Consider the following 24,829-nt stretch of genomic DNA (forward strand, 5'->3'; position numbering starts at 1 on the left):
TGACAAAAAAGAGTATAGCCACTTGTTTCTCCTCCTCCTATCTTTGCCTTCGTCAAAATGACACAACCGATGTGAACTTCCAAATCTTTAAATGAATACAAGTGATGAAAAAAGTAACCTTTAGTTGCCTTACTCTAGCAACCCTGTTGCAACTGATTCCTTCCAACGGGAATGCAGCGAACATTCAGGTGAACAAGAAAAAGACGAACCGAACCGAAATGAAGCAGGATACGATTCCTGCCAACTCTACTAAAAAAGAATCAGAAGAAGGCGAACGCAATGTGATGCTGAATGCTTCTGACGCCAACAAACCCCGCGAAATTCAAATCGGCCTTCCCAGCGAGGACGTTAATGTCTATGAGAATGGACTTCCTGCCGTATATTCCTCTACCGTTCACAAACTTGCCGCTCATTGGCGTAGCGACAGCAGCCTGGGAGAAGTAGGACTTTTATCTCCTTCCGAATCGGCCATCACGACCGGTAATATTGCTTACTCCGTCAACTCATTCAGCAAACTGGGACAAAAGGATTTCCAAGGTATATTAAACTACCGCACCAATCATTTCGGTATGCAGAACTTCGACTTCAATGTTTCAGGAGCCATCAATGACCAATGGCTTTACACGGCAAGCATTTACCAGAACTTCGACCCGGGAAGTTTCGACCTGGAATTTACGAACTATGCAGACCGCACAGAGATTTATCATGCCGGCCTGACCCGTCTCTTCAACAACGGACGCGGCAAAATATCTTTGCTCTACAAACACTCCCGCAGTGAAAATCCGGCCAGCTATGCCAATGCAGCTCCTTTTATCTATGTCGGCGACGGCTCGGTTAAAGAGATAGACGGTTTCAAACTGGGAACAAATTCTTATGTTCCGCAGAACGGTTCTTTCCCATACATGGACGTAAGAGACGGAAAGATGAAAACATGGAATTTGGGCGATGGTTCTGAAAACCGTGCCAATGAGATTGCATTGATCTCCGATTATCGTTTCAGGAACGATCTGCTATGGAAATTCAATCTGAAATATATGGATGCTCCACGTGCCAACTATGTCGACTTCGGAGGCAGCACCATCAGCGAAGTAACCGCCAACGATGGTTTTACGCTATCAAACGGTGATCCGTATGAGGGACTGGCAGAAGGTCGCCGCACCTGGTTGCACGTAGGCAAAGTGAAAAACTTCCTAATCACTTCCGAGCTAAACAAGACCTTTGGCAACCATGATCTGCGTCTGGGAGTGAACGAATGGTATTACCATCTTGATTATTATTCCTCTTCTCTGCAATGGATGGCCACCGTACAGAACTATCCACAGTTGCTGACTTCCACAACTACAAGTTCCCTGGACCCTACTCTGACCAGTCAGCGCGTACAGACATACGGGTACAACGAACTTAGTCCCGAATATACAAAGGGATATGAGAACAAACTCGCCCTTTACTTTACAGACAACTGGCAAGTAACTCCCCAATTCAATATCTATTATGGCGGACGCCTGGAATATTACCGGATGAGTGCCGATCAAATATCCGCTTCCCGTTTCCCGGGTTTCCGCATCGGCGACTTTACCACTTATAGCAAAGAGGAAGAAACAGGAAATATCATTGCCACACAACGCAGCATTCATCCCGCCAAAGTGGTAAAGGATAAACTGAACTATGCCGCCACGCTCCGCGCCACTTACAACGTAACCGGGCAATTCGGCCTGACTGCCGACGGAACAGTAGCCACCCGCTTCCCACGTATCAACGAATATGCCGGAACAGGTCCTACGGAAGAGCAATACAAACGTGTCACCATACCGTTAATCCGTGGCGGTTTGTTCTACAAGAACAAGTGGATCAACCTCACCTCTATGGTTACCTATATCTCTAAATCTAATAATATTGACCAGCAAAACCTGACGAAACCGGGAACGGAAGAAGGAAAGACCGTATTGCTTATTTATAATATCAAAACACTGGGATGGACCACATCTGCCGAAATCGACCCGTTCAAAGGTTTTCACCTGCACGCTCTGTTCACGTATCAGAAACCTGTTTACAAGAACTATAACGCAAGCGTCACATTCAACGATGGTTCGGAAATGTCTGTCAACGCCAATGGGATGATTGTAAAAGAGATTCCGCAGATTCTTGTCGAACTCGACCCAAGCTATAATATCACGAAGGACTTACGCCTTTGGCTTAGTTTCCGCTATTTCGGCAAGACTTACGCCAATCTCCAGGAAGCCCTCTATTTCAACGGTCGCTGGGAAACTTTCGGGGGGATCAACTGGAATGTAAACAAGCATCTTTCTTTAGGGGCAACAGTCATCAACTTCCTGAATCAGAAGGGGGCCAGCGGAACCATCAACGGTTCGGAACTGATTACCAAAGAAGAAGCTGCCCAGTATGCCGGCAACTATATGAGTGGAAATTATTTACGCCCATTTACCGTAGAATTTAGCGCAAGCATTAAATTCTAGTTCATTCCTGACGAATTATAATTATCTTTGCGGCATTCTATGCCCACAAACTAACTAATACCTAATTAATTATTAAAAAAACCATGAAGAAACTTTTCGTATTACTTATGGCATTGTTTACCCTGGCGCAAGTGGACGCCCAGGAAAAGAACGTTATCCGCATCGCAACGGACAACACAGACTTAATTCTCCAAGTAGCTCCTAACGGACGACTCTATCAGGCTTATCTGGGCGATAAGTTACTGAACGAGAAAGACATCAACAACTTTTCTCCTTACGTAAAAGGAGGAAGTGACGGTAGCGTATCCACCCGAGGATGGGAAGTATATCCGGGCTCCGGCGCCGAAGATTATTTTGAACCGGCTGTAGCTATCACGCACAATGATGGAAACCCAAGTACGATTCTCCGCTATATATCCTCCGAGCAGAAGGCAGTGGCGGGCGGAACGGAAACGATCATTCAACTAAAAGATAATCAGTATCCGGTAGAAGTCACACTACATTACATCGCTTATCCGAAAGAAAACGTCATCAAGACGTGGAGCGAAATCAAACATGCTGAAAAGAAGCCTGTGACCTTATGGCGTTATGCTTCCACCATGCTTTATTTCTCCGGAAACGAATATTACCTGACAGAATTCAGCAGCGATTGGGCAAAAGAAGCACAAATGAGCACACAACCTCTGTTGTTCGGTAAAAAGGTGATCGACACCAAACTGGGAAGCCGTGCTGCCATGCACACCCACCCGTTCTTTGAGCTTGGTTTTGAACAACCGGCACAGGAAGCGCAGGGACGTGCCATGCTAGGTACTATCGGATGGACAGGAAACTTCCAGTTCACTTTCGAAGTGGACAACGTAGGTAACCTCCGTGTAATCCCCGCCATCAATCCTTATGCATCTGATTATGAACTGAAGCCGAATGAAGTGTTTACAACTCCTGAATTCATCTTTACTTTCAGCAACAACGGTACGGGCGAAGCCAGCCGCAACCTTCACGCATGGGCACGCAACTATCAGCTGAAAGACGGACAAGGCGACCGTATGACTTTATTAAACAACTGGGAAAATACTTACTTCAAATTCAATGAGGAACTGCTTGCCGAACTGATGAAGGAAGCTAAACATCTTGGTGTAGATATGTTCCTGCTGGATGACGGCTGGTTTGGCAACAAGCACCCACGCAACAGTGACAATGCCGGACTGGGTGACTGGGAAGTGATGAGATCCAAACTGCCGGGCGGTATTCCTGCCCTTGTACAGTCTGCCAAAGAAGCCGGAGTGAAATTTGGTATCTGGATTGAACCGGAAATGGTTAACCCTAAAAGTGAGTTGTTCGAAAAACATCCCGACTGGGCTATCCAACCGCCTAACCGCGAAACATATTATTACCGTAATCAGCTGGTACTCGATCTTAGCAATCCGAAAGTACAGGACTTTGTATATGGTGTAGTGGATAAGATCCTGACAGAGAATCCGGAAGTGGCTTTCTTTAAATGGGACTGTAACTCTCCAATTACAAATGTTTATTCTCCATATTTAAAAAATAAACAGGGACAGCTTTATATCGACCATGTACGTGGTATATACAATGTATTGAAACGTATCAAAGACAAATATCCAAACGTGCCAATGATGCTCTGCTCCGGCGGTGGCGCCCGTTGCGACTACGAAGCTCTGAAATATTACACAGAATTCTGGTGCAGCGACAACACAGACCCGATAGAACGTCTGTTTATCCAGTGGGGATTCTCACAAATCTTCCCGGCAAAAGCCATGTGTGCACACGTAACCAGCTGGAACAAGAACACAAGCGTGAAGTTCCGTACGGATGTGGCAAGTATGTGCAAACTGGGCTTTGACCTTGGACTGAAGGAACTGAATGCAGACGAACAGACTTACTGCCAGAATGCAGTTGCCAACTGGACGCGTCTGAAAAAAGTGATTCTGGACGGCGATCAATACAGATTGGTTTCTCCCTACGATGGCAATCACATGTCTCTCATGTATGCCTCACCGGATAAGAACAAAGCTGTGCTTTATACCTACGATATCCACCCACGTTTCGGTGAGAAACTGCTCCCGGTAAAACTTCAGGGACTGGATGCGAAGAAAATGTATAAGGTGAAAGAAATCAACCTGATGCCGAATTCCAAATCGAATCTGGCTGCCAATGAGAAAACTTATTCAGGAGATTATCTGATGAAAGTGGGAATCAATGCTTTCACAACAAATCAGGCTTTCAGCCGCGTAATTGAGCTGACTGCTGAATAAAAAGGAAGGAAATAATCGATAAAAAAGGGGGATTCGCTGTTATCAGCGTTTCCCCTTTCTTTTTACATACAATAATATTCAATTCATCTTCAATCGCAACAGCTGTTTCAATGGTTACAACTATTCTATTAGACAGAGGAAGTCTCTAAAAAAGTTGCAGCTACACCGTAACTTTTTACGATATAGCTGCATTAATGTTAAAGAGAGAGAATTTATATAATATAAGCATGGTCTCACGACCCTCCTGATATTCAATGAACATTTTGTTTCTTTACCTATTAGACGCACGAAAGCTCAAATCACTGCACTCGAGGCCCTCTTTTTTTAGTTAAAGAATAAAAAAAGCCGCTACTCCACAGGAATAGCAGCTCATATCTTTAAAACATCTTGCTGACACGTTCAATTCCTGCCACCAAAGTGTCTATTTCCGATTTGGTATTGTACATGGCAAACGAAGCACGTACAGTTCCTTCTATGCCAAGACGTTGCATGAGAGGTTGTGCACAATGATGCCCTGTTCTCACGGCAATACCTAGACGATCCAGCAACGTGCCGAGGTCGAAATGATGGATATCTCCCACCAGGAAAGAAATGACCGCTCCCCGTTCGGCTGCTTCACCAAATATACGTATATGGGGGATTTCTTTCAGACGTTGCAAAGCGTAAGTTGTCAGTTCATGCTCATGGGCGGCTATCTGTTCAATGCCATGTCCGTTCACATAATCAAGGGCTTTTGCCAGTCCGGTAGTTCCGATATAGTCGGGCGTACCGGCTTCAAACTTGAAAGGAAGTTCATTAAAAGTGGTCTTCTCGAAAGAGACATGCTGAATCATCTCTCCTCCTCCCTGATAAGGTGGAAGGCGATCTAACCATTCTTCTTTTCCGTAAAGCACTCCGACACCTGTCGGGCCATATATCTTATGGGCGGAGAATACCAGAAAATCGGCATCCAACTCCTGTACATCCACTTTCATGTGAGGAATAGACTGTGCAGCATCTATCAGGCAAGGCACACCATGCGCATGAGCTGTTGCGATCATCTCCTTCACCGGATTCACTGTACCCAGTACGTTCGATACATGAACTACGCTGACTATTTTCGTACGTTCGGAAAATAGTTTTTCATATTCATCCAGCAGAAGTTCACCTTTATCATTCATCGGGATTACTTTTATGGCAATTCCTTTACGGGCAGCCAACAGTTGCCAGGGAACGATGTTGCTATGATGTTCCATCACGGAAACAATCACTTCATCCCCTTCTTCCATAAACTCGTCGCCGAAGCTGGAAACAAGCAGGTTGATACTTTCTGTTGTTCCGCGTGTAAAGACAACTTCATTCGTGCTATGGGCATTGATAAACTCACGTACCGTTTCACGGGAAGCTTCATGCAGTTCCGTAGCTTGCTGGGAAAGATAATGTACGCCGCGATGCACATTGGCATTGACGGAATAATATTCATCCACCAACGCATCAACCACCAGACGGGGTTTCTGTGTTGTCGCACCGTTGTCGAAATAAACCAAAGGTTTACCGTAAACCGTACGGCTCAATATCGGAAAATCTTCACGTATCTTTTGAATATCCACGTTCATTATTTTTTAGTGGTTACTTACAAATGGCACAACCCTGACATCTATTCAACTCGCCACGGAAACGTTTCTCTACTAATAGATGCAAACGATCTTTCAGCGCTTCCAAACGAATGGTATCGATCACTTCGTTGACAAATGCGAACATCAACAGCAGACGGGCTTCTTTCTCTGCAATACCGCGCGAACGCATGTAGAATAATGCGCCTTCATCCAACTGGCCTACTGTTGCTCCATGCGAACATTTCACATCATCCGCATAAATCTCCAATTGAGGTTGTGTATACATTCTTGCATCACGCGTAGCACAAAGATTCCGGTTAGTCTGTTGGGAATTCGTATGTTGTGCATCGGGACGCACGAGTACCAATCCGGCAAACGCACCTACCGACTGGTCGTCGAGCACATACTTGAACAGCTCATTGCTGGTACAGTTCGGTACGGCATGGTCAATACTTGTATGATTGTCTACGTGCTGGTTTTTATCGGCAATCGCCATACCACAAAGGTTTATTTCGGCTCCTTCTCCTGCCAGCAACACTTCGGTCGTGTTGCGGGTAGTACCATTATGCAAAGTCATTCCGTTGAGCAATACATTGCTGTTGGCCTCTTGCTTTACATACAGGTTACTGATACGAACTGTGCTTGTATGTGTTTCTTCCAGTTCATACATATCGAATACCGCATTCTCACCAGCAAATACTTCAATAACTTGTGTCGCCAGGAAGTTCACATTATCCATTGCATGGTCACAAATCAGCAAACGGGCTTGCGCGCCATCCTCCAGGATAATCAGTACGCGACGGTTCACCATAAAGTTAACATCTGCACGCAGGATATTTACCAACTGGATTGTTTTTTCCACCACCACATTCTTCGGCACATAAAAGACAACGCCATCTTGTGCAAAAGCGGTATTGAAAGCAGTCACACCATCTTTAGAGGTATCTGCCAGTTGACCGTAATATTTCTTCACCAATTCCGGGTGTTGCTCGGCCACTTCTTTCAGGCTACCGAAAATCACACCTTCCGGCAGATTTCCTGTGGGAAGCGCTCTATTATAAAATGTGTCATTTACCACAAAATACAAGGAGGTACTCATATTCGGCACATCACACTTAAACACTTCATACGGATTGACCGGAATAGCCAAACGATTCAAGTTCAAACCGAAATCCGGTTCAAAGTACTTGCTCACATCCGTATATTTGTACTTCTCCATCTTACGGGTCGGAAATCCGAGTCGCTCAAAATCGGCAAATGCTGACGCACGAGGTGCATTCAGCACTTCGGCACTATGCTTACAGATCATCGCTTCCGTCTGTGAGAAAAGTTCTATATATTGTTGTTCAACCATCATCGTTTTATATTTGTCATTCTCCTACTTCTTTCTTGATCCAATCGTATCCTTTTTCTTCCAGTTCCAGAGCAAGTTCCGGTCCGGCAGTTTTTACGATACGACCTTTATAAAGGACATGCACAATATCAGGCTTGATATAATCGAGCAAACGTTGGTAGTGGGTAATAACGATTGTACTTGTTTCAGGAGTTTTCAGCTTGTTCACTCCTTCCGCAACAATACGGAGCGCATCAATATCCAAACCGGAGTCTGTCTCGTCGAGGATGCTCAAACGCGGTTCTAGCATAGCCATCTGGAAAATCTCGTTCCGTTTCTTCTCACCACCGGAAAAGCCTTCATTCACCGAACGGTTAGCCAGTTTATTATCCAACTCCACCACCGCACGTTTCTCACGCATCAGCTTCAGAAACTCACTGGCGGTCAGTGCAGGCAGACCTTTATATTTACGTTGCTCATTCACAGCAGCACGCATAAAGTTCACCATGCTCACACCCGGGATTTCCACCGGATACTGGAAACTAAGGAAGATTCCTTCATGGCTACGATCTTCGGGGCTCAACTCCAACAGATCCTTTCCATAAAAAGTGACCGAACCTTTTGTTACCTCAAAAGCCGGATTACCCACCAATACGGAGGAAAGCGTACTTTTACCGGAACCATTCGGTCCCATAATAGCGTGCACCTCACCGGGATTCACCGTCAGGTTAATACCTTTCAATATCTCTTTGCCATTAATGCTGGCATGCAGGTCTTTTATTTCTAACATGATTATATTTACGATTTTACGATTTACTATTAAAAAGTCAACATCACCCCACGCTTCCTTCCAATGAGATGGTAAGCAGCTTCTGTGCTTCTACCGCAAACTCCATCGGAAGTTTATTCAACACTTCCTTTGCATATCCGTTCACAATAAGTCCGATAGCATCTTCTGTCGGAATACCGCGCTGGTTGCAATAAAATATCTGGTCTTCACTAATCTTGCTTGTCGTAGCTTCATGTTCTACCACTGCCGTCTCATTGTGAATATCCATATACGGGAAGGTATGTGCACCACACTTATCTCCCAGCAACAGAGAGTCACACTGGCTATAATTACGGGCATTATCCGCTTTCTCGGCCACGCGTACCAACCCACGATAGGAGTTCTCACTATGTCCGGCAGAAATGCCTTTACTTACAATCGTACTACGAGTGTTCTTACCCAGATGAATCATCTTCGTTCCGGTATCTGCCTGCTGATAGTTGTTCGTTACAGCTACGGAATAGAATTCAGCGGTCGAGTTATCGCCCGTCAGGATACAGGAAGGATATTTCCAGGTGATTGCCGAACCGGTTTCCACTTGTGTCCAGGATAATTTACTGTCCACTCCTTTACAGTTACCGCGTTTAGTCACAAAGTTGTATACACCGCCCTTGCCTTCTGCATCTCCCGGATACCAGTTCTGAACGGTACTGTATTTTACCTCTGCACGGTCATGCACAATGATCTCAACGATAGCGGCATGCAGCTGATTTTCATCCCGCATCGGAGCCGTACATCCTTCCAGATAAGAAACATACGAATCATCATCCGCTACAATCAGCGTACGCTCAAACTGTCCCGTGTTACGGGCATTGATACGGAAATAAGTGGAAAGCTCCATCGGGCAACGTACTCCTTTCGGAATATACACGAAAGAGCCGTCAGAGAACACTGCGGAATTCAACGCTGCAAAGAAATTGTCCCGATAACCTACTACCGAGCCCATATATTTCTTCACCAGATCCGGATGCTCCCGCACGGCTTCACTGAACGAGCAGAATATAATTCCTTTCTCCATCAGCGTTTCCTTGAAGGTAGTCTTTACGGAAACAGAGTCCATAACGGCATCCACTGCCATTCCACTAAGAGCCATTTGCTCTTCCAAAGGAATTCCCAGTTTATTAAACGTCTTTATCAGTTCAGGATCGACTTCCTCCATGCTCTTCGGTCCTTCTTTCTTCTTTGTCGGATCGGCATAATAAGAAATCGCCTGATAATCAATTTCAGGGATACGGAGATGTGCCCAGGTAGGCATTTCCAGCGTCAGCCAATGGCGATACGCTTTCAGTCGAAACTCCAGCAACCACTCCGGTTCGTCCTTTTTCGATGAAATCAGACGAATGACATCTTCATTAAGTCCACGCTCAATGATGTCCGTATGCACCTCTGTGGTGAAACCGTATTTATATTTCTCCTCCGCAAATTTCCGGACAAACTCATTATCAGTCTTCTTTTCAAGTTCGTCTTTCTGATTGGGTTTCATTTTATTGGGTTCTTGTTGCATCTTTATCTTTATTCTCTAATATATATTGTTGCGTCATATTCTTCGCAGCAGGGAAAAAGATCCCCGCAAACGTTTCCATCGGATAATATAACAAAGATTCTTCCTTTTTTGTTGCACTAATTAACTTATTATCGCTGTCCACAAACTCTATCGCACCAATCACTACACTCGTTAACAACAGAAACTTAAGTGCTCCCAGCCCACTTCCTAACCAGCGATTCAGCCAGTTCAGCGAAATAGCCTGCATTGCTTTTGTCAATAGCGAGGCAATCAATACAAAGATCAATGGTATGGCAATCCAGATCATGATAAAAGCCAACACTTGCGCAACTGTCATTGAATCCGTCACTGTCGGGCAAAGCTTTTCCGCCAAAGAAGCATACAGAGCTTTCGCTGCCAACAGACCGACTATTAACCCCAAAATAGAAGCCAACTGACGAATGAAGCCTTTTACAAAACCTACAATCGCTCCGGCGCCTATTACAATAAGGATAATTATATCAATCGTTGCCACGTTTATTATGTTATAAGCTATAAACCAATAAGTCGTATATAAGCTGATTATAATGAGAAGGTGCCGAATGATAAAAAATAAGGTGGTAAGGTGGTGTTCTGCAAACAGTACCACATTACCACCTCTTTATCAATCATGACCTCTGCTATATTATAACATTATAATACACTTATAACCTTACTATATTTACAGCGTCTGTTTCACTTCTATTTCTTCGAATGTCTCGATCATATCGCCTACCTTCATGTCGTTGCAGTTCACCAGACTGATACCACACTCGAAGTTTGTACCTACTTCCTTCACATCGTCCTTGAAACGTTTCAATGCGTTGATGTTTCCGGTAAAGATTACGATACCATCGCGGATCAAACGAGCCTTGTCGCTGCGTTTCACCTTTCCGGTCTTCACCATTGCTCCGGCTACAAGACCGACTTTCGTAATATTGAATACTTCGCGGATTTCGATGGTTGCAGTAATCTGTTCCTTTACTTCCGGAGCCAACATACCTTCCATAGCAGCCTTTACCTCTTCGATTGCATCGTAGATGACAGAATACTTACGGATGTCAACACCCTCTTGGTCGGCCATCTTACCGGCAGCACCCGAAGGACGTACCTGGAATCCGACAATAATCGCATCCGAAGCAGCAGCCAGAGAAACATCAGATTCAGAAATTGCTCCCACACCCTTATGGATAACATTTACCTGAATTTGTTCCGTAGACAACTTAATCAACGAATCGCTCAACGCTTCCACAGAACCATCCACGTCACCCTTAACGATGATGTTCAATTCCTGGAAGTTACCCAAAGCAATACGACGACCCAATTCATCCAATGTAAGGATCTTCTGCGTACGCAAACCTTGTTCACGAGCCAGCTGCTCACGTTTATTAGTGATCTCACGAGCTTCCTGATCGCTTTCGACTACATGGAATGTGTCACCTGCGGCAGGAGCACCATTCAATCCCAGAATCAATGCCGGTTCGGAAGGTCCTGCTTCCTTGACGCGTTGGTTACGTTCGTTGAACATAGCCTTCACACGTCCGTAGCTGGTTCCCGCCAATACGATGTCTCCTACTTTCAAAGTACCGTTAGATACCAATACAGTAGCTACATATCCGCGTCCCTTATCCAGTGAAGATTCGATGATGGAACCCGTAGCATTACGGTTCGGATTTGCCTTCAGGTCGAGCATTTCCGCTTCGAGCAATACTTTTTCCAGCAAGTCTTCCACACCCATACCTTTCTTGGCAGAGATATCTTGTGACTGATATTTACCACCCCATTCTTCAACAAGGTAATTCATTGCAGCCAGTTCTTCTTTAATCTTATCCGGATTTGCAGTCGGTTTATCTACCTTATTGATTGCAAATACAATAGGTACACCGGCAGCCATCGCGTGATTGATCGCTTCTTTCGTCTGTGGCATCACGTTATCATCGGCAGCCACAATAATGATAGCAATATCCGTTACTTTGGCACCACGTGCACGCATAGCGGTAAACGCTTCGTGACCCGGAGTATCGAGGAATGTAATACGACGACCGTCTTCCAATTGCACGTTATAAGCACCGATATGCTGGGTAATACCTCCGGCCTCACCGGCAATTACATTCGCCTTACGGATATAGTCAAGCAAAGAAGTCTTACCGTGGTCAACGTGTCCCATCACCGTTACAATCGGAGCGCGCGGTTGCAAATCTTCCGGAGCATCTTCTTCTTCAACGATAGCTTGTGCCACTTCCGCACTTACATATTCAGTCTTGAATCCGAATTCTTCAGCCACCAGATTGATGGTTTCAGCATCCAAACGCTGGTTGATGGAAACCATGATACCAATACTCATACAAGTAGCGATAACCTGGTTAACAGAAACATCCATCATCGTTGCCAATTCGTTAGCCGTAACGAACTCGGTCAACTTCAATACCTTGCTGTCTGCCATTTCCTGATCTTCCAGTTCCTGCATACGGTTGGAAGCCATTTCACGTTTCTCTTTACGGTATTTGGACGTTTTATTCTTACCTTTGGTTGTCAGACGTGCAAGGGTTTCTTTTACCTGTTTTGCTACGTCTTCCTCGCTCACTTCCTGTTTGATAACCGGTTTCTTGAAGCGATCTTTATTGTTGTTATTTCTTCTGTTGTTATTTCCCTGTCCGTTGGCCTGGCCACCCTGACCGTTACTATTGCCGCCTTTACCCTGTACATTAGGTCTTGGAGCAGCAAAGTTGGAAGTTGCAACATTGTTAACGTCCACCTTCTCTTTATTGATACGGTTACGTTTCTTCTTGTTAGCAGCCGCTTCCGCACTGTCCTTAGGTCCGCTCTTCGCCAATTTAGAATCATCCTTACGGATTTCCTTGATGATAGCTTCCTTCATCAACTTCTTCTGATCCTGACGGATTTTTTCCTTTTCTTCACGTTCGCGACGTTTCTCTTCCTTCGATTTCTTCTTGGGACGAGTAGACTGATTCAATGCAGCCAAGTCGATCTGACCGATCACATTAATCTTTGCGCCTAATTCCGGTTGACGGATTTTGAAAACACCATCATCCTCCGGAGCCTTTTCCGCTACCGGGGTTACTTCAGCCTGTGCAGTTTCCACCTTTTCTTCTTCTTTATGTTCTTCCGCCTTCACAGGTGCAGCTACTACTACCTTCGGCTCTTCTTTTTTCACTTCTTCTACTACTTTTTCAACTTCTACCGGCTTCGTCTCCACTACAGGTTCCGGCACTACTACGGGTTCAACCACCACTGGAGTAGGCTCTACTACAGAAACAGGAGGTGTCACCACCTCTTCCTCCTTCACCTCGGGTTCTCTCTTCTCGGGCTCCTTTTTCACTTCGGGTTTAACGACAGGCCGTTCCACAACCGGTTCTTCCTGTTTCTGTTCCGGTTCTTTCTCTACCTTTTCAGGTTTACGACCGTTCAATTTATCCAAATCTATTTTTCCGACAGGTTTAAACTTCGGACGTGCATCCTCAGGTACGACTGTCTTAATCACATCTTCCGACTTCGGTTTTTCGGGCTGCTTTTCGAAGCCCTCAATCGATACCGACGCCTTATTACGTTCCTTATTCTGACGTTCCTGTATGAAACGCTCCGATTCAAGTCTAAGGTTCTTATCTGTACTAAACTCCTTTACGAGTATAGCGTATTGCTCCTCGCTAATTTTAGTATTAGGATTAGCCTCAACGGTATGCCCTTTCTTTTGCAGGAACTCAACTACCGTCGCGATTCCTACGTTCAAATCTCTTGTAACTTTGTTTAACCTTATCGTCATATTTTAAAATTAATGAATAAATGGAGCTTGTTTAATTGAAAATTGAGAATTAAGAAATAAAAGTCTGCTGCATTATATTGTATCGCAACTTTTAATCTTTAATTTCATCTTTATTTTCAATTGAAGGATCTTCTTCTTCAAACTCCGATTTCAAAATGCGTATTACCTCGTCCACTGTCTCTTCTTCCAAGTCCGTCTTTTCAATCAACATCTCACGAGGAGCATTCAACACAGCCTTCGCTGTATCGATGCCGATAGCTTTGATAGCGTCGATCACCCATCCGTCGATTTCGTCTCTAAACTCGTCGAGATAGATATCTTCGTCAGCTACATTCTCATCCAACTCACGGAACACGTCGATAGTGTACTCAGTTAACATACTGGCCAGTTTGATATTCAAACCGCCTTTACCGATAGCCAGCGAAACTTCTTCCGGTTTGAGGAATACCTCTGCTTTCTTCTCTTCCTCGTTCAGACGAATAGAAGAAATCTTAGCCGGGCTTAAAGCGCGCTGTATAAACAATGAGATGTTCGATGTATAATTGATTACGTCGATGTTCTCATTGCGAAGTTCACGAACAATGCCATGAATACGACTTCCCTTTACACCTACACAGGCTCCTACAGGGTCGATTCTGTCATCGTAAGATTCCACCGCGATCTTGGCACGTTCGCCGGGGATACGGGCAATCTTCTTGATGGTAATCAAACCATCATTAATTTCGGGTACTTCCATCTCGAACAGGCGTTGCAGGAAAACGGGAGAAGTACGTGACAAGATAATCTTAGGATTATTATTCTTGTTATCCACGCGGGCAACTACTGCACGGGCCGTTTCACCTTTACGATAAAAGTCGCTCGGGATTTGTTCGGTCTTAGGTAACAGCAATTCGTTTCCTTCATCGTCTAAAAGCAACATCTCTTTTTTCCAGATCTGATATACTTCTGCATTGATGATAGTACCTACCTTATCTATATATTTATTATAAATACTGTCTTTTTCGAGTTCCAGAATCTTGGAAGCCAGTGTCTGGCGAAGATTCAGGATCGCACGACGTCCGAACTTGGCAAAGATAACCTCGTCAGTCACCTCTTCACCTTCTTCGTAAGAAGCATCAATTTTCTGTGCTTCGCTCAACGAAATCTGCATATTCGGGTTAGTCAAATCTTCATCGGCCACAACTTCACGGTTACGCCATATCTCGAAGTCACCCTTGTCCGGGTTCACGATTACGTCGTAATTTTCATCGGTGCCAAACATTTTCGCGATTACGCTACGGAACGACTCTTCGAGTACGCTAACCATCGTCGTTCTATCGATATTCTTCAGTTCCTTAAATTCCGAAAATGTATCAATCAAGCTGATTGTTTCTTCTTTTTTGGCCATAACTATTTAAAGCTAATTAAGTATTTAGTATATTTTATTTGCTCATAAGTGAAGGTTTCGTCCTCTTCTACCAATTTCGGGCGCTTTGATCCTTCGGTTTTCACTTTCTTTTGTACGCCTACCGTAAACTTCTCTTCATCGGCATCTTTCAGTATACCGGCCAGCTTCCGTCCGTCTCCGGTCAGCACTTCCACCTCTTGTCCGATGTGGATATAATACTGTTGCAGAACTTTAAAGGGTTGTCCGATCCCAGCCGACCCTACTTCCAGTTCATAATCTTCCTCTTCGCGGTTCAGTTTCGACTCTATGAAGCGACTAAGCTCCACGCAATCTTCAATCCAAACACCTTCTGCATGGTCTATTTCAACCACAATCTTGTCATCCGGGCTCACGGTTACCTCTACTAAAAAGTAGTCTTTTCCTTCCAGCCACTCTTCTACAATCTGACAAACAGTTTTCTTTTCTATCATTTATTAGCTATATAAGAACAAAAAAAGGAGCTTAATTGCCCCTCCACCTTTCATCCGTTTTCGGTTGCAAAGATATAAATAATCTGTTCGACTACAAAACATTAAAGAAAAAAAGTATGAATTAACAGTGCTATATTCGTATCTTTACGCCGTAATTCAAAAAATAACGACTATGGCACATCGTCTCAACACAAATAAACAGTTTATGGTAGGTAACGGAATTCTTGCTTTTGCCGTCATTTTTGTCGTGGTTATTTTTGTCTATATGAGCATGCGGCTACAACGGGAAAAGCAGGAAGAACGTCATTTCATCGAAAGCTATACGATCAGTCTGGTAAAAGGTTTTGCCGGAGATTCTATCTCTTTATTTGTCAACGACAGTCTGATCTCCAACAAAACCATGTCGGAAGAACCTTACACTGTAGAAATAGGACGTTTTGCCGAACAGAGCGCCTTGTTGATTGTAGATAATAACACAGAATTAGTGTCTACGTTTGATCTTAGTGAAAAAGGAGGAACTTATCAGTTCGAAAAAGAATCAGACGGGATTAAACAATTAGCCAAGTAATAAAGGTATTAACTAAGTCTGTGCCACCATATTGGCACAACCATGCCATCGCATTGTCACGACTGTGCCAGCGTGTTGACACAAGTGTGCCAACACGATAGCACTATCCTGGCAATAAAGTATTCTAAATCTCCGTACGATACTTTCTCAATTCCCCCCGCAAAGCCAATGCTTTTCCTTCTGTAAATTGATTGAGCAATACCCAAAATCGTTCGCTATGATTCATCTCGCGAGTATGACATAATTCGTGCAGCAACACGTAGTCTATCAAATGAGAAGGTAACAGAACCAGGTAATAGGACAAATTAATATCCTTTCGAGCCGAGCAACTGCCCCATCTGCCCTGACTGGAGTTTATTTTCACACTCGAATAAGGAAGTCCGCATTGCTTGGACAAGGAAGCCAAACGTGAAGGAAGGATACTTTTCGCATTCCGCCTCAACGATTCTTCAATCACCTTATGCAACCAGCTTTGCAGTTTCTCGTCCGTAAAATCCGCATGAGGCGGACAAACAATTTCCATAACCCCCAACCGGGAATTAGCCAGAAACTGATCCTTTTCACCGGACACCAAGGACAACTTAAAGTGTTCCGCATCAATTTTATAGTCCAAATCAATCAATGGCCGGGCTAATTTTTGACGGGAGGCCAGAAGTTTACCACGCAGATTCTCGATTGCCTGCTTCACTTCTTTCAATGTAGTGCCGGGAGGAACTGAAACATAAACAGCATCACTCTTTGTACGAAACACAAGACTCCTCGCACGTGAATTGACACGCACTATCAGACGTCCTAATTCGTCATCTTCTACGATCTTATCCATTATAATCCTCCTATCAACAGCCACAAAAGTAATAAAAAAGAAGATTCCAATGAAAAACTTCGCGGAAGATGCAACTTTATATCAGTTTCTTCCGTCTAACTGTCATATCAATCATAGAAAAACATAATTATGAAAACAAGTTTATTGCTCGTATTAGTCACCGGATTGTCTCTAGTACTTACTGCCGGCTCTTGCTTGCAGGGAAAACACGTAGTAGGCAGCAAAAACTACATCTCCCAAGAAGTAAAAGCCGATCATTTCAATGAAATCAAACTATTGGGAAGTGCCAATATCAGTTATCACCAAGACACACGCAGTCACGTGGAGATACATGGTTCCGACAACATTATACCACTTGTAGAAACGTATGTAGACGGTAATACATTAATGATAAAATTCAAGAAGAATGTCAGTATATGGAAAGGAAAACTGGAAATAAAAGTTTTTGCTCCGGAACTGAATAAGCTGTCAATCAACGGATCGGGAAATATAAAATTAATCAATGGAATACAAACCTCTAAAGATATCGAGTTCCATATAAATGGTTCGGGGAACATTCAGGGAGAAGGGCTTAATTGCCGAAGAATGGCTGTTTCAATTAACGGATCGGGAGATGTTAGACTGCAACAAATAGAGAGCCAGGAATGTCAGGCAGGAATTTCAGGTTCGGGTAATATTAATCTTAAAGGTAAAGCCATTCAAGCAAAATATGCTATTGCCGGATCGGGAAACATTCAGGCCGCAGATTTAGAAGCAGAGAATACGGATGCAAGTATCAGTGGATCCGGAAACATCAGTTGTTATGCAAGTCAAAAACTGGTTGCCCGCGTGAAAGGAAGTGGCGATATTGCTTATAAAGGCAATCCACAAGAAGTGGATGCTCCACGGAAAAACATACGGCAGATCAAATAAAGACAATTTGAACAAATACAGTCTAAAAGCATAAAAGGGCTACTGCATCACGCGGTAGCCCATTTATTTAGTTAGTTTCATTATAAAAATTTGAGAGAATTGAAAACTTCACAGTTTCGCCTTCGTTGTTGTTTTAATTAAGCACACTAACTATATTATATGTTTAAAGCAAATGAAAATGTCTATTCGTTTATAACTTGCACCTTATGGTTGATCTTCGCCAGGCTATCAGCCAGAACCTGTTCCGCTTTCACATCATTTGAGATAGCGACCGATGGTGCTGTTACTTGTTTACCAATGGTATCCGTTGCCAATACACTTCCGTCATCTCCGGAGAAAGAATGTTGTGCCACATTCCCCAAAGAAAGGATGATTGCAATCACGGCAGCGGCTTTGAATAGAGGAATAAAACGACCGGTCAGTGTCAAGCGTTTCGCTTTTACGACCGTAGGCTCCACCTCTGCCAGAATACGTGTATCAAAGTCTTCGCCCAGTCCTACTTCCTGCTGAACCTGTTGATAAACAAACAGGTTTTTATAGCGAAGCAAATGAGCCGGAACTTCCTCCTTTGCGAAGAAGTCGCGCAATGTTGCTTCCTCCTCAACGGAAGTTTCGCATTGCCAGTATCGCTCCAGGAGCTGTTCTATATCCTTATAATCCATATTCGTCAATTTTTAAATACCTTTGTTTTACTTTTTGTCTGGCTCTGAAGAGGTTCACTTTCACTTGTTCCTCTGTCAGATTCAGCAACCCTGCAATTTTCTTATAGCTTTCACCTTCAATGTCCCTCAGTTGCATGATAAGCCGCTGTTTTTCGGGAAGTTCGTTTACCAGTCTATTAATAATGTTCATTCTTTCATCATGAATCATCTGGTCATACGGACTGTTTGCATCAGGTTCTTCCTCCATCTCGGGGGTGAGTTCCACGTTTTGAGCTTCTTTCTTTTGACTTCTATCTATCGCCAGATTCTTTGCCACTGTCAGGCAATAGGCTTCGACCGATTCAAATTGAGACCACTCATCACGCTTATTCCACACTCTTATCATGGTGTCCTGAACGACATCCTCGGCTTCGGCCCTATCCAGGGTGATTCTGAGAGCCAATCGAAAGAGTTTATCCTTCAACGGCAAAATATCGTTTCGGAAGCTGATTTCTTGCATCTCTATAATAATGACGGGCTAGGATATGAAAAGTTACAGTCGCCCACTACTTTTTTTGAATTATTTTTTTATTCTTGTTCCACCAGAGTTATTAATCGCTGATGCTAAGGTGATTACCACTTCAGATACTCCTGCATTTATTGCTTCAAAAGAATTCTCCAACTTGGGAATCATACCTCCCTGAATAACGCCATCAGCTACATATTGTTCAAATTCGGCACGGGTGATTTGGGGAATCACACTGTCGTCATCATTCTCGTCACGCAGCACGCCTTTCTTCTCAAAACAATATACCAATGTCACATCAAACAAGGCCGACAACGCTTTCGCTGTCTCCCCAGCAATGGTATCTGCATTCGTATTCAGCATATTGCCGTGGCCGTCGTGCGTCAATGGAGCCATCACAGGAACAACGCCTTTATGTATCAAATCCGACAATAAAGTAGCGTCCACCTGTTCCACATCTCCCACAAACCCGTAGTCTACTTCTTTCACCGGACGTTTCACCGAACGGATTACATTCATATCCGCACCGGTCAATCCGAGTGCATTGACTCCGCGTGCTTGCAGACCTGCCACAATATTTTTATTCACCAATCCGCCATACACCATCGTTACGACTTTCAATGTTTCGGCATCGGTAATCCGACGACCATTTACCATCTTGCTTTCAATACCCAGTTGTGCGGCAATCTTTGTTGCCGAACGACCGCCACCATGAACCAACACTTTATGTCCGTCGATAGCGGCAAAGTCATTTAACAACTGACGAAGGGTGGCTTCCTCTTCTACGATTTTGCCACCCACCTTAATAACTGTTAGTTTTTCTCTCATTTCTTGATTTCTAATAAGTTCACCGAATGGAGAATCCGGCTCCGGCCCCCTGCCGGTTATTCCAAATAAGTATATCCGTAAAGCCCCGAACGATAGTTGGAAAGGAATTCTTTTCCTTCTTCCAAAGAAATCTTTCCTTCTTTCACTGATTTCGTCACCCAAGTTTCGAGCGTACGTACCAGTTTCTTCGGATTGTACTGCACATAGTCCAACACCTCCGCTACCGTTTCTCCGTCGATAATCTGTTCGATATTATATCCTTTCTCGTTCACCGAAACATGCACGGCATTCGTATCACCGAACAAATTATGCATATCTCCCAAAATCTCCTGATAAGCTCCCACCAGGAACACAGCCACATAATAAGGTTCTGTTTTCTTCAGTGCATGTACAGGCAGATAATGAGCCACGTTACGGGTAGAGATAAAGTTGGCAATTTTGCCGTCCGAGTCGCAGGTTATATCTTGCAAGGTAGCCGAACGCTCCGGTTTTTCATCCAACCGCTGAATAGGCATGATCGGGAATATCTGGTCAATTGCCCAAGAGTCAGGAAGTGACTGAAACAACGAGAAGTTACAGAAATATTTATCGGCAAGCAGTTTGGACAATCCACGGAATTCATCGGGCGCATGCTTCAAACCGGCTGCAATCTGATTAATCTCACGTGTAATAGACCAATACAGACGCTCGATTTGTGCGCGGGTTTTCAGATCCACGATTCCATGACTGAACAAGTCCAATGCTTCCTCCCTGATCTGCTGCGCATCGTGCCATGCTTCCAACATCTTGTTCTGGTTCAGCGAATCCCAGATTCCATATAACTCCTGCACCAATTCGTGTGCATCCGGAGCAATTTCCTCCTCGTCATCCCATTCGGGCAATGTAGCGGTTTCAAGTACCTCAAAGATAAGAACAGAATGATGTGCCGTCAATGCACGTCCACTCTCCGTTATGATATTCGGGTGTGGGATACCATTTTTATCGCTCACGTCCACCAAAGTAGAAATAGAGTCGTTTACATATTCCTGGATGGAATAATTCACGCTGCCTTCGCTATTGGACGAACGGGTTCCGTCATAATCCACTCCGAGTCCACCGCCAATATCTACAAATTCCACATTGAATCCCATCGAATGCAACTGCACGTAGAACTGTGAAGCCTCACGCAAAGCCGTTTTGATACGACGTATCTTTGTCACCTGACTGCCGATATGGAAATGAATCAATTTCAAACAATCCTTCATCCCTTTGCTCTCCAGGAAGTCGAGCGCTTCGAGAAGTTCACTGGAAGTCAAGCCGAATTTGCTGGCATCACCTCCAGACTCTTCCCACTTTCCGCTACCGGAAGAAGCGAGTTTGATACGTATACCGAGGTTAGGCTGCACATTCAGCTGTTTTGCCATCTTTGCAATCAGCTTCAGTTCGTTCATCTTCTCTACAACGAGGAAGATACGTTTACCCATTTTCTGGGCAAGCAAAGCCAGTTCGATGTAACTTTCGTCTTTATATCCGTTACAGACAATCAATGAGTCAGAATCCGTATTGACCGCAATCACTGCATGGAGTTCCGGTTTGGAACCGGCTTCCAGTCCGAGATTGAACTTCTTTCCGTGGCTGATAATCTCTTCCACCACCGGGCGCATTTGGTTGACCTTAATCGGATAAATTATAAAGTTCTCGGCTTTATAACCATACTCTTCGGCCGCTTGTTTAAAGCAGGAAGACATCTTTTCAATACGGTTGTCCAAAATATCCGGAAAACGTATCAACATGGGAGAAGCCACATCACGCAATTGCAACTCATCGACCAGTTCTTTCAGATCGACAGTCACTCCGTCTCTACGAGGTGTAACAACTACATGACCTTTGTCATTAATACCAAAGTACGAGGTACCCCAACCTGTGATGTTGTAGAGTTCCTCAGAATCTTCAATACGCCACTTTCTCATTTTCTGTTATTCAGTGTTTTTAGTAAATAATTGGACGGCAAAAATACGGATTAATCTACATGTTGGCAATTAATTAGACATTAAATCTTTCAAACGGTCCATATAACCACTATTTCCGTTACGGGCGTCATAGCGACGTGCCAGCTCTTCTGCCTGTTGATAGAAATAATTGCGAAGTTCGTTTACCTGATAAATTCCATCCGGACGATAAAGCGGGAACTCTTCCGGCAAAGACAACGAGACTTCCGGACGGGTTTCATATTTCAGAGCCTCTACCATATCACAGGAGAAACGATAACTCTTCAGCGTATTAGTACGCAAACTCCAACCAATACAGCGTTCAGCATATTCCCAAGCTCTTTCCGGCTTCGTCATCATATTATAGGCAATAAACAATCCCAGATAGAGCAAAAGATATTCATCCTTCTCTCTTCCCACCAATGCTTCTTCGGCACGTGCACACATATCGGCGGCAATCTCCGGTTTACCTGCTTTCTGCGCATAATAAGCAAGCTTCAAATAGGCCCGCAAATTGGCTTCATAACAAGTGATCTGCTTATTAATCAACGGTTGCGCGCGGCTGTAAGCCTCATCAAACTGTCCCGTTTCCAGATAATAATCCAGCATAAAGTTCAATTCACAAGCCTCACACGACTGATCGTCTATCTTCTCATTCAACATTTTATCAATGTATTCTTTCGCCTTGTCATACTGCCGCATCCAGACACATTCCACAGACCAGCGGTGATAATAACTCCGCAAAGAATACCCGTTCCGGAGGATACGGGTTTTATAATCCTCCCCAATTGCCTGTACCTGCTCCATCGGGATCTCCGGAAGATCGAACGTACAAGCCCATATCCACTTATATTTCCACAACAAGTCATCTTCCTTAATCACATCCTTGTGGTTCTCGTAATCATCCAGAATTTTAGAGAACACGGTAATCTCTTCAGCATCCGCCGAAAGAAGATTCAGTTCATAAATAAGATCCAGTCTCAACTCCGTAGCCCATTCCACATCTTCGTTCTCATCGGCGATGCGGATAGCTTCTTTCAATAGATTGGCTTTTTCGCGGGGATGCAGGTTGTTATTCTGTGTCTGCAACAGCAATTTTTGTATTTCAAGTGTGTATCTCATACTCTTTTTTTAATTCAGGAAATTTATAAAATCATTCATTTTCGAAGTCATCAGTTCACTTAGCGAATGGTTGAAAAGCTCCATTTCTTCGCTGTTTACCGGATATTTACCTTGCAGAAGCGATTGTACATACAATATATGCACCACATGCTGAAACAGTTTATTGTCTCCTTGTATTTGCAATAAGGTCTGCACCATTTCATTATCCGCATTGAAAGTGAGTGTCGGCGGAATCTGCTTTGTAGTATTCACAGCTCCCAGTACAGCCGCCAACGGATTATTAGCACTTTTAGCGGCATTCTCCTTTTCCTCCGCCACAAAAATAACCGGAATATCCACCGGAGTAAAATGCTTCAGACGACAGATACAGCCAAACCGCTTCAACAACTCGTTCGCTTTCACCTCAAAAGCCTGAAACTCCTGGTTCGCCTCCACTTCACCAAACTGCTCCAGCAACCGTGAAGGAGATATTTCATCCAAAGTAAGTTCCGGATTCAGGCGGACATACTTTTTCAACAACGTTTCATCAAACGTATAAGCAGCATTCACGACCAGCCAACCCTGTGCTCCGGCTATACGCCGCACTTGCCGGAAATCCTCCAGATTCTTGGTATAACATATCACATTGCTTGCCGAACGAATACTTCCAAAACTACGCAAACCCTTATTGGTTTCAAAAGGAAGATAATCCATAAACAAACGAAGCAATTCATTATCCTCCGAAGCAATCGCCTTGATATGAAAGTGATGAACATCCAGAATCCGATTGAACATGGCACGGTCATTCTGCACCAATCCCCGCAGATAATCCTTGATAGCCACCCCGATCTCTTTCCGGGCATCTTTCAGTTGGTCATTACTCACCAAAGACTCCCGGGAAGCGGTAGACAGCAACCCGTCCGCATTCACCAGACAACGGATAAAGAAAGCCCACGACGGCAACAGATTGCAATCATCCTCACTCAACAGCATACGTTTGAGATAGACCTTATGAGAGTTGCGCACTGAAAATTGTGTACGGAAAGGCAGGACATAAAGCACCCCTTCCACCTTGCCGCTTTCAGTATAGATCCGGAAAGCATCGAGAGCAGACGATTGAAACACTTTCGCTCCATAATCCAGCAACTCCTTACGAGTCGCCTTCGGGTCAAGCCATACAGGCGAAGGCGTATTTACCAACTCCTCTTCCCCCTGATAATGCAGATAGATAGGATACGGCAGCATTTCTCCGTAACCGACCAGTATCTTCTTAAATGTTTCATATTCAAAAAGATGCATCCAATCTCCTTTCGGGTGCAATACTACCTGCGACCCGATGGGCCGTTCTTCGTCTGATAAAGTCAGCTGATACGTCCCATCCACTTTTCCACACCAGCAAACAGGCTGTCCGCCCATTGCAGAACGACTCTCTACGGTGATTTCATTGGTCACCACAAAACAAGATAACAATCCGATACCGAACCTTCCGATAAAATCGTCCGCATCGGGAGTATCCCGCTTTGAGCTCTCCCCGATAACAGTCAGAAAGCGATAAACTTCCTCCTCTTTCAGTCCGATACCATTATCCCGAAATACCACTGTCTTGTCCTCATTCAGAAAGACATCGATGCGACCTTTATAATTCTCGTCAATATTGCGTAGTGCCGTGATGGCATCTACGCAATTCTGCAACAGTTCGCGAACAAAAGTATTCGGGTTACTATAAATGTGCTCTGATAACAGGGCAATCATACCTTTAAGATTGACCTGAAACAGATTATTTCCTTCTTTTTCCATGT

19 protein-coding genes are annotated in these 24,829 nt (G+C 44.2%); 4 read left to right on the forward strand and 15 right to left on the reverse strand.

Annotation, left to right across the window (positions count from 1 at the left end; all coding sequences use genetic code 11):
- Window positions 1-104: 104 nt before the first annotated feature.
- Together AB5217_RS07065 and AB5217_RS07070 are read left to right on the forward strand one after the other, a co-directional pair.
- Window positions 105-2,474 carry a TonB-dependent receptor gene (locus AB5217_RS07065; protein WP_032842873.1) on the forward strand — a complete coding sequence of 790 codons (2,370 nt, stop codon included), beginning with the start codon at window positions 105-107 and terminating at the stop codon, window positions 2,472-2,474.
- 83 nt (window positions 2,475-2,557) lie between these two features.
- Window positions 2,558-4,747 carry an alpha-galactosidase gene (locus AB5217_RS07070; protein WP_368112670.1) on the forward strand — a complete coding sequence of 730 codons (2,190 nt, stop codon included), beginning with the start codon at window positions 2,558-2,560 and terminating at the stop codon, window positions 4,745-4,747.
- Between the two features lie 377 nt (window positions 4,748-5,124).
- Here the strand turns inward: AB5217_RS07070 and AB5217_RS07075 are convergent, their stop codons facing one another.
- The 8 genes from AB5217_RS07075 to rimP form a co-directional block, all read right to left on the reverse strand.
- A complete protein-coding gene (locus AB5217_RS07075) occupies window positions 5,125-6,336 on the reverse strand; it encodes an aminotransferase class V-fold PLP-dependent enzyme (protein ID WP_008776065.1) in 1,212 nt (403 codons plus the stop codon).
- 19 nt (window positions 6,337-6,355) lie between these two features.
- Window positions 6,356-7,699, reverse strand: a complete 1,344-nt coding sequence (gene sufD, locus AB5217_RS07080; RefSeq protein ID WP_004298250.1) for a Fe-S cluster assembly protein SufD — start codon at window positions 7,697-7,699, stop codon at window positions 6,356-6,358.
- A 13-nt stretch (window positions 7,700-7,712) separates the two neighbouring features.
- Window positions 7,713-8,465 carry a Fe-S cluster assembly ATPase SufC gene (gene sufC, locus AB5217_RS07085; RefSeq protein WP_004298251.1) on the reverse strand — a complete coding sequence of 251 codons (753 nt, stop codon included), beginning with the start codon at window positions 8,463-8,465 and terminating at the stop codon, window positions 7,713-7,715.
- A 43-nt stretch (window positions 8,466-8,508) separates the two neighbouring features.
- A complete protein-coding gene (sufB, locus tag AB5217_RS07090) occupies window positions 8,509-9,987 on the reverse strand; it encodes a Fe-S cluster assembly protein SufB (RefSeq protein ID WP_004307399.1) in 1,479 nt (492 codons plus the stop codon).
- 1 nt (window position 9,988) lies between these two features.
- The gene (locus AB5217_RS07095) at window positions 9,989-10,522 is read right to left on the reverse strand and encodes a CvpA family protein (RefSeq protein ID WP_032842872.1); all 534 of its coding nucleotides are present in this window, start codon (window positions 10,520-10,522) and stop codon (window positions 9,989-9,991) included.
- Between the two features lie 186 nt (window positions 10,523-10,708).
- Window positions 10,709-13,807 (reverse strand): translation initiation factor IF-2, encoded by a 3,099-nt coding sequence (gene infB / locus AB5217_RS07100; protein WP_008776069.1) that lies wholly within the window; start codon window positions 13,805-13,807, stop codon window positions 10,709-10,711.
- 91 nt (window positions 13,808-13,898) lie between these two features.
- A complete protein-coding gene (nusA, locus tag AB5217_RS07105) occupies window positions 13,899-15,194 on the reverse strand; it encodes a transcription termination factor NusA (RefSeq protein WP_004298255.1) in 1,296 nt (431 codons plus the stop codon).
- Window positions 15,195-15,196: 2 nt separating this feature from the next.
- Entirely contained in the window at window positions 15,197-15,664 is a 468-nt protein-coding gene (gene rimP, locus AB5217_RS07110) for a ribosome assembly cofactor RimP (protein ID WP_004298256.1), read from the reverse strand.
- Between the two features lie 172 nt (window positions 15,665-15,836).
- Here rimP and AB5217_RS07115 point away from each other — a divergent pair, with 172 nt between their 5' ends.
- Entirely contained in the window at window positions 15,837-16,232 is a 396-nt protein-coding gene (locus AB5217_RS07115; RefSeq protein WP_004298257.1) for a hypothetical protein, read from the forward strand.
- Between the two features lie 124 nt (window positions 16,233-16,356).
- Here AB5217_RS07115 and AB5217_RS07120 read toward each other — a convergent pair whose 3' ends face one another.
- On the reverse strand, window positions 16,357-17,055 hold the full coding sequence (locus AB5217_RS07120; RefSeq protein WP_004298258.1) for a SprT family zinc-dependent metalloprotease: 699 nt from the start codon (window positions 17,053-17,055) through the stop codon (window positions 16,357-16,359).
- Window positions 17,056-17,184: 129 nt separating this feature from the next.
- Here AB5217_RS07120 and AB5217_RS07125 point away from each other — a divergent pair, with 129 nt between their 5' ends.
- The gene (locus AB5217_RS07125) at window positions 17,185-17,967 is read left to right on the forward strand and encodes a head GIN domain-containing protein (protein ID WP_004298259.1); all 783 of its coding nucleotides are present in this window, start codon (window positions 17,185-17,187) and stop codon (window positions 17,965-17,967) included.
- Between the two features lie 182 nt (window positions 17,968-18,149).
- On the opposite strand, the gene AB5217_RS07130 is transcribed toward AB5217_RS07125, so the two are convergent.
- From AB5217_RS07130 to AB5217_RS07155, 6 genes are all read right to left on the reverse strand, one after another.
- Window positions 18,150-18,629, reverse strand: a complete 480-nt coding sequence (locus AB5217_RS07130) for a hypothetical protein (protein WP_004309452.1) — start codon at window positions 18,627-18,629, stop codon at window positions 18,150-18,152.
- Window positions 18,619-19,128 (reverse strand): RNA polymerase sigma factor, encoded by a 510-nt coding sequence (locus AB5217_RS07135; RefSeq protein ID WP_004309451.1) that lies wholly within the window; start codon window positions 19,126-19,128, stop codon window positions 18,619-18,621. The genes AB5217_RS07130 and AB5217_RS07135 overlap by 11 nt, the downstream gene beginning before the upstream one ends.
- Window positions 19,129-19,188: 60 nt before the next feature.
- The gene (gene argB / locus AB5217_RS07140; RefSeq protein WP_004322481.1) at window positions 19,189-19,962 is read right to left on the reverse strand and encodes an acetylglutamate kinase; all 774 of its coding nucleotides are present in this window, start codon (window positions 19,960-19,962) and stop codon (window positions 19,189-19,191) included.
- A gap of 56 nt (window positions 19,963-20,018) precedes the next feature.
- Window positions 20,019-21,911, reverse strand: a complete 1,893-nt coding sequence (gene speA, locus AB5217_RS07145) for a biosynthetic arginine decarboxylase (RefSeq protein ID WP_368112669.1) — start codon at window positions 21,909-21,911, stop codon at window positions 20,019-20,021.
- A 69-nt stretch (window positions 21,912-21,980) separates the two neighbouring features.
- Window positions 21,981-23,051: a hypothetical protein gene (locus AB5217_RS07150; RefSeq protein WP_004307405.1), complete on the reverse strand. Its 1,071-nt coding sequence runs from the start codon at window positions 23,049-23,051 to the stop codon at window positions 21,981-21,983.
- Between the two features lie 9 nt (window positions 23,052-23,060).
- Window positions 23,061-24,827, reverse strand: a complete 1,767-nt coding sequence (locus AB5217_RS07155; RefSeq protein ID WP_004309447.1) for an HSP90 family protein — start codon at window positions 24,825-24,827, stop codon at window positions 23,061-23,063.
- Between the last annotated feature and the right edge of the window lie 2 nt (window positions 24,828-24,829).

Origin of the sequence: Bacteroides sp. MSSM.1001136sp1_RTP21357st2_D2_RTP21359_211015 (assembly GCF_040913205.1) — a bacterium.
GTDB lineage: Bacteria > Bacteroidota > Bacteroidia > Bacteroidales > Bacteroidaceae > Bacteroides > Bacteroides ovatus.

Coding starts and splice junctions, on each gene's coding strand:
- AB5217_RS07065 (WP_032842873.1), top strand. CDS start 105: ATGAAAAAAGTAACCTTTAGTTGCCTTACTCTAGCAACCCTGTTGCAA.
- AB5217_RS07070 (WP_368112670.1), top strand. CDS start 2,558: ATGAAGAAACTTTTCGTATTACTTATGGCATTGTTTACCCTGGCGCAA.
- sufD (WP_004298250.1), bottom strand. CDS start 7,699: ATGATGGTTGAACAACAATATATAGAACTTTTCTCACAGACGGAAGCG.
- sufC (WP_004298251.1), bottom strand. CDS start 8,465: ATGTTAGAAATAAAAGACCTGCATGCCAGCATTAATGGCAAAGAGATA.
- sufB (WP_004307399.1), bottom strand. CDS start 9,987: ATGAAACCCAATCAGAAAGACGAACTTGAAAAGAAGACTGATAATGAG.
- infB (WP_008776069.1), bottom strand. CDS start 13,807: ATGACGATAAGGTTAAACAAAGTTACAAGAGATTTGAACGTAGGAATC.
- nusA (WP_004298255.1), bottom strand. CDS start 15,194: ATGGCCAAAAAAGAAGAAACAATCAGCTTGATTGATACATTTTCGGAA.
- rimP (WP_004298256.1), bottom strand. CDS start 15,664: ATGATAGAAAAGAAAACTGTTTGTCAGATTGTAGAAGAGTGGCTGGAA.
- AB5217_RS07115 (WP_004298257.1), top strand. CDS start 15,837: ATGGCACATCGTCTCAACACAAATAAACAGTTTATGGTAGGTAACGGA.
- AB5217_RS07120 (WP_004298258.1), bottom strand. CDS start 17,055: ATGGATAAGATCGTAGAAGATGACGAATTAGGACGTCTGATAGTGCGT.
- AB5217_RS07125 (WP_004298259.1), top strand. CDS start 17,185: ATGAAAACAAGTTTATTGCTCGTATTAGTCACCGGATTGTCTCTAGTA.
- AB5217_RS07130 (WP_004309452.1), bottom strand. CDS start 18,629: ATGGATTATAAGGATATAGAACAGCTCCTGGAGCGATACTGGCAATGC.
- AB5217_RS07135 (WP_004309451.1), bottom strand. CDS start 19,128: ATGCAAGAAATCAGCTTCCGAAACGATATTTTGCCGTTGAAGGATAAA.
- argB (WP_004322481.1), bottom strand. CDS start 19,962: ATGAGAGAAAAACTAACAGTTATTAAGGTGGGTGGCAAAATCGTAGAA.
- speA (WP_368112669.1), bottom strand. CDS start 21,911: ATGAGAAAGTGGCGTATTGAAGATTCTGAGGAACTCTACAACATCACA.
- AB5217_RS07150 (WP_004307405.1), bottom strand. CDS start 23,051: ATGAGATACACACTTGAAATACAAAAATTGCTGTTGCAGACACAGAAT.
- AB5217_RS07155 (WP_004309447.1), bottom strand. CDS start 24,827: ATGGAAAAAGAAGGAAATAATCTGTTTCAGGTCAATCTTAAAGGTATG.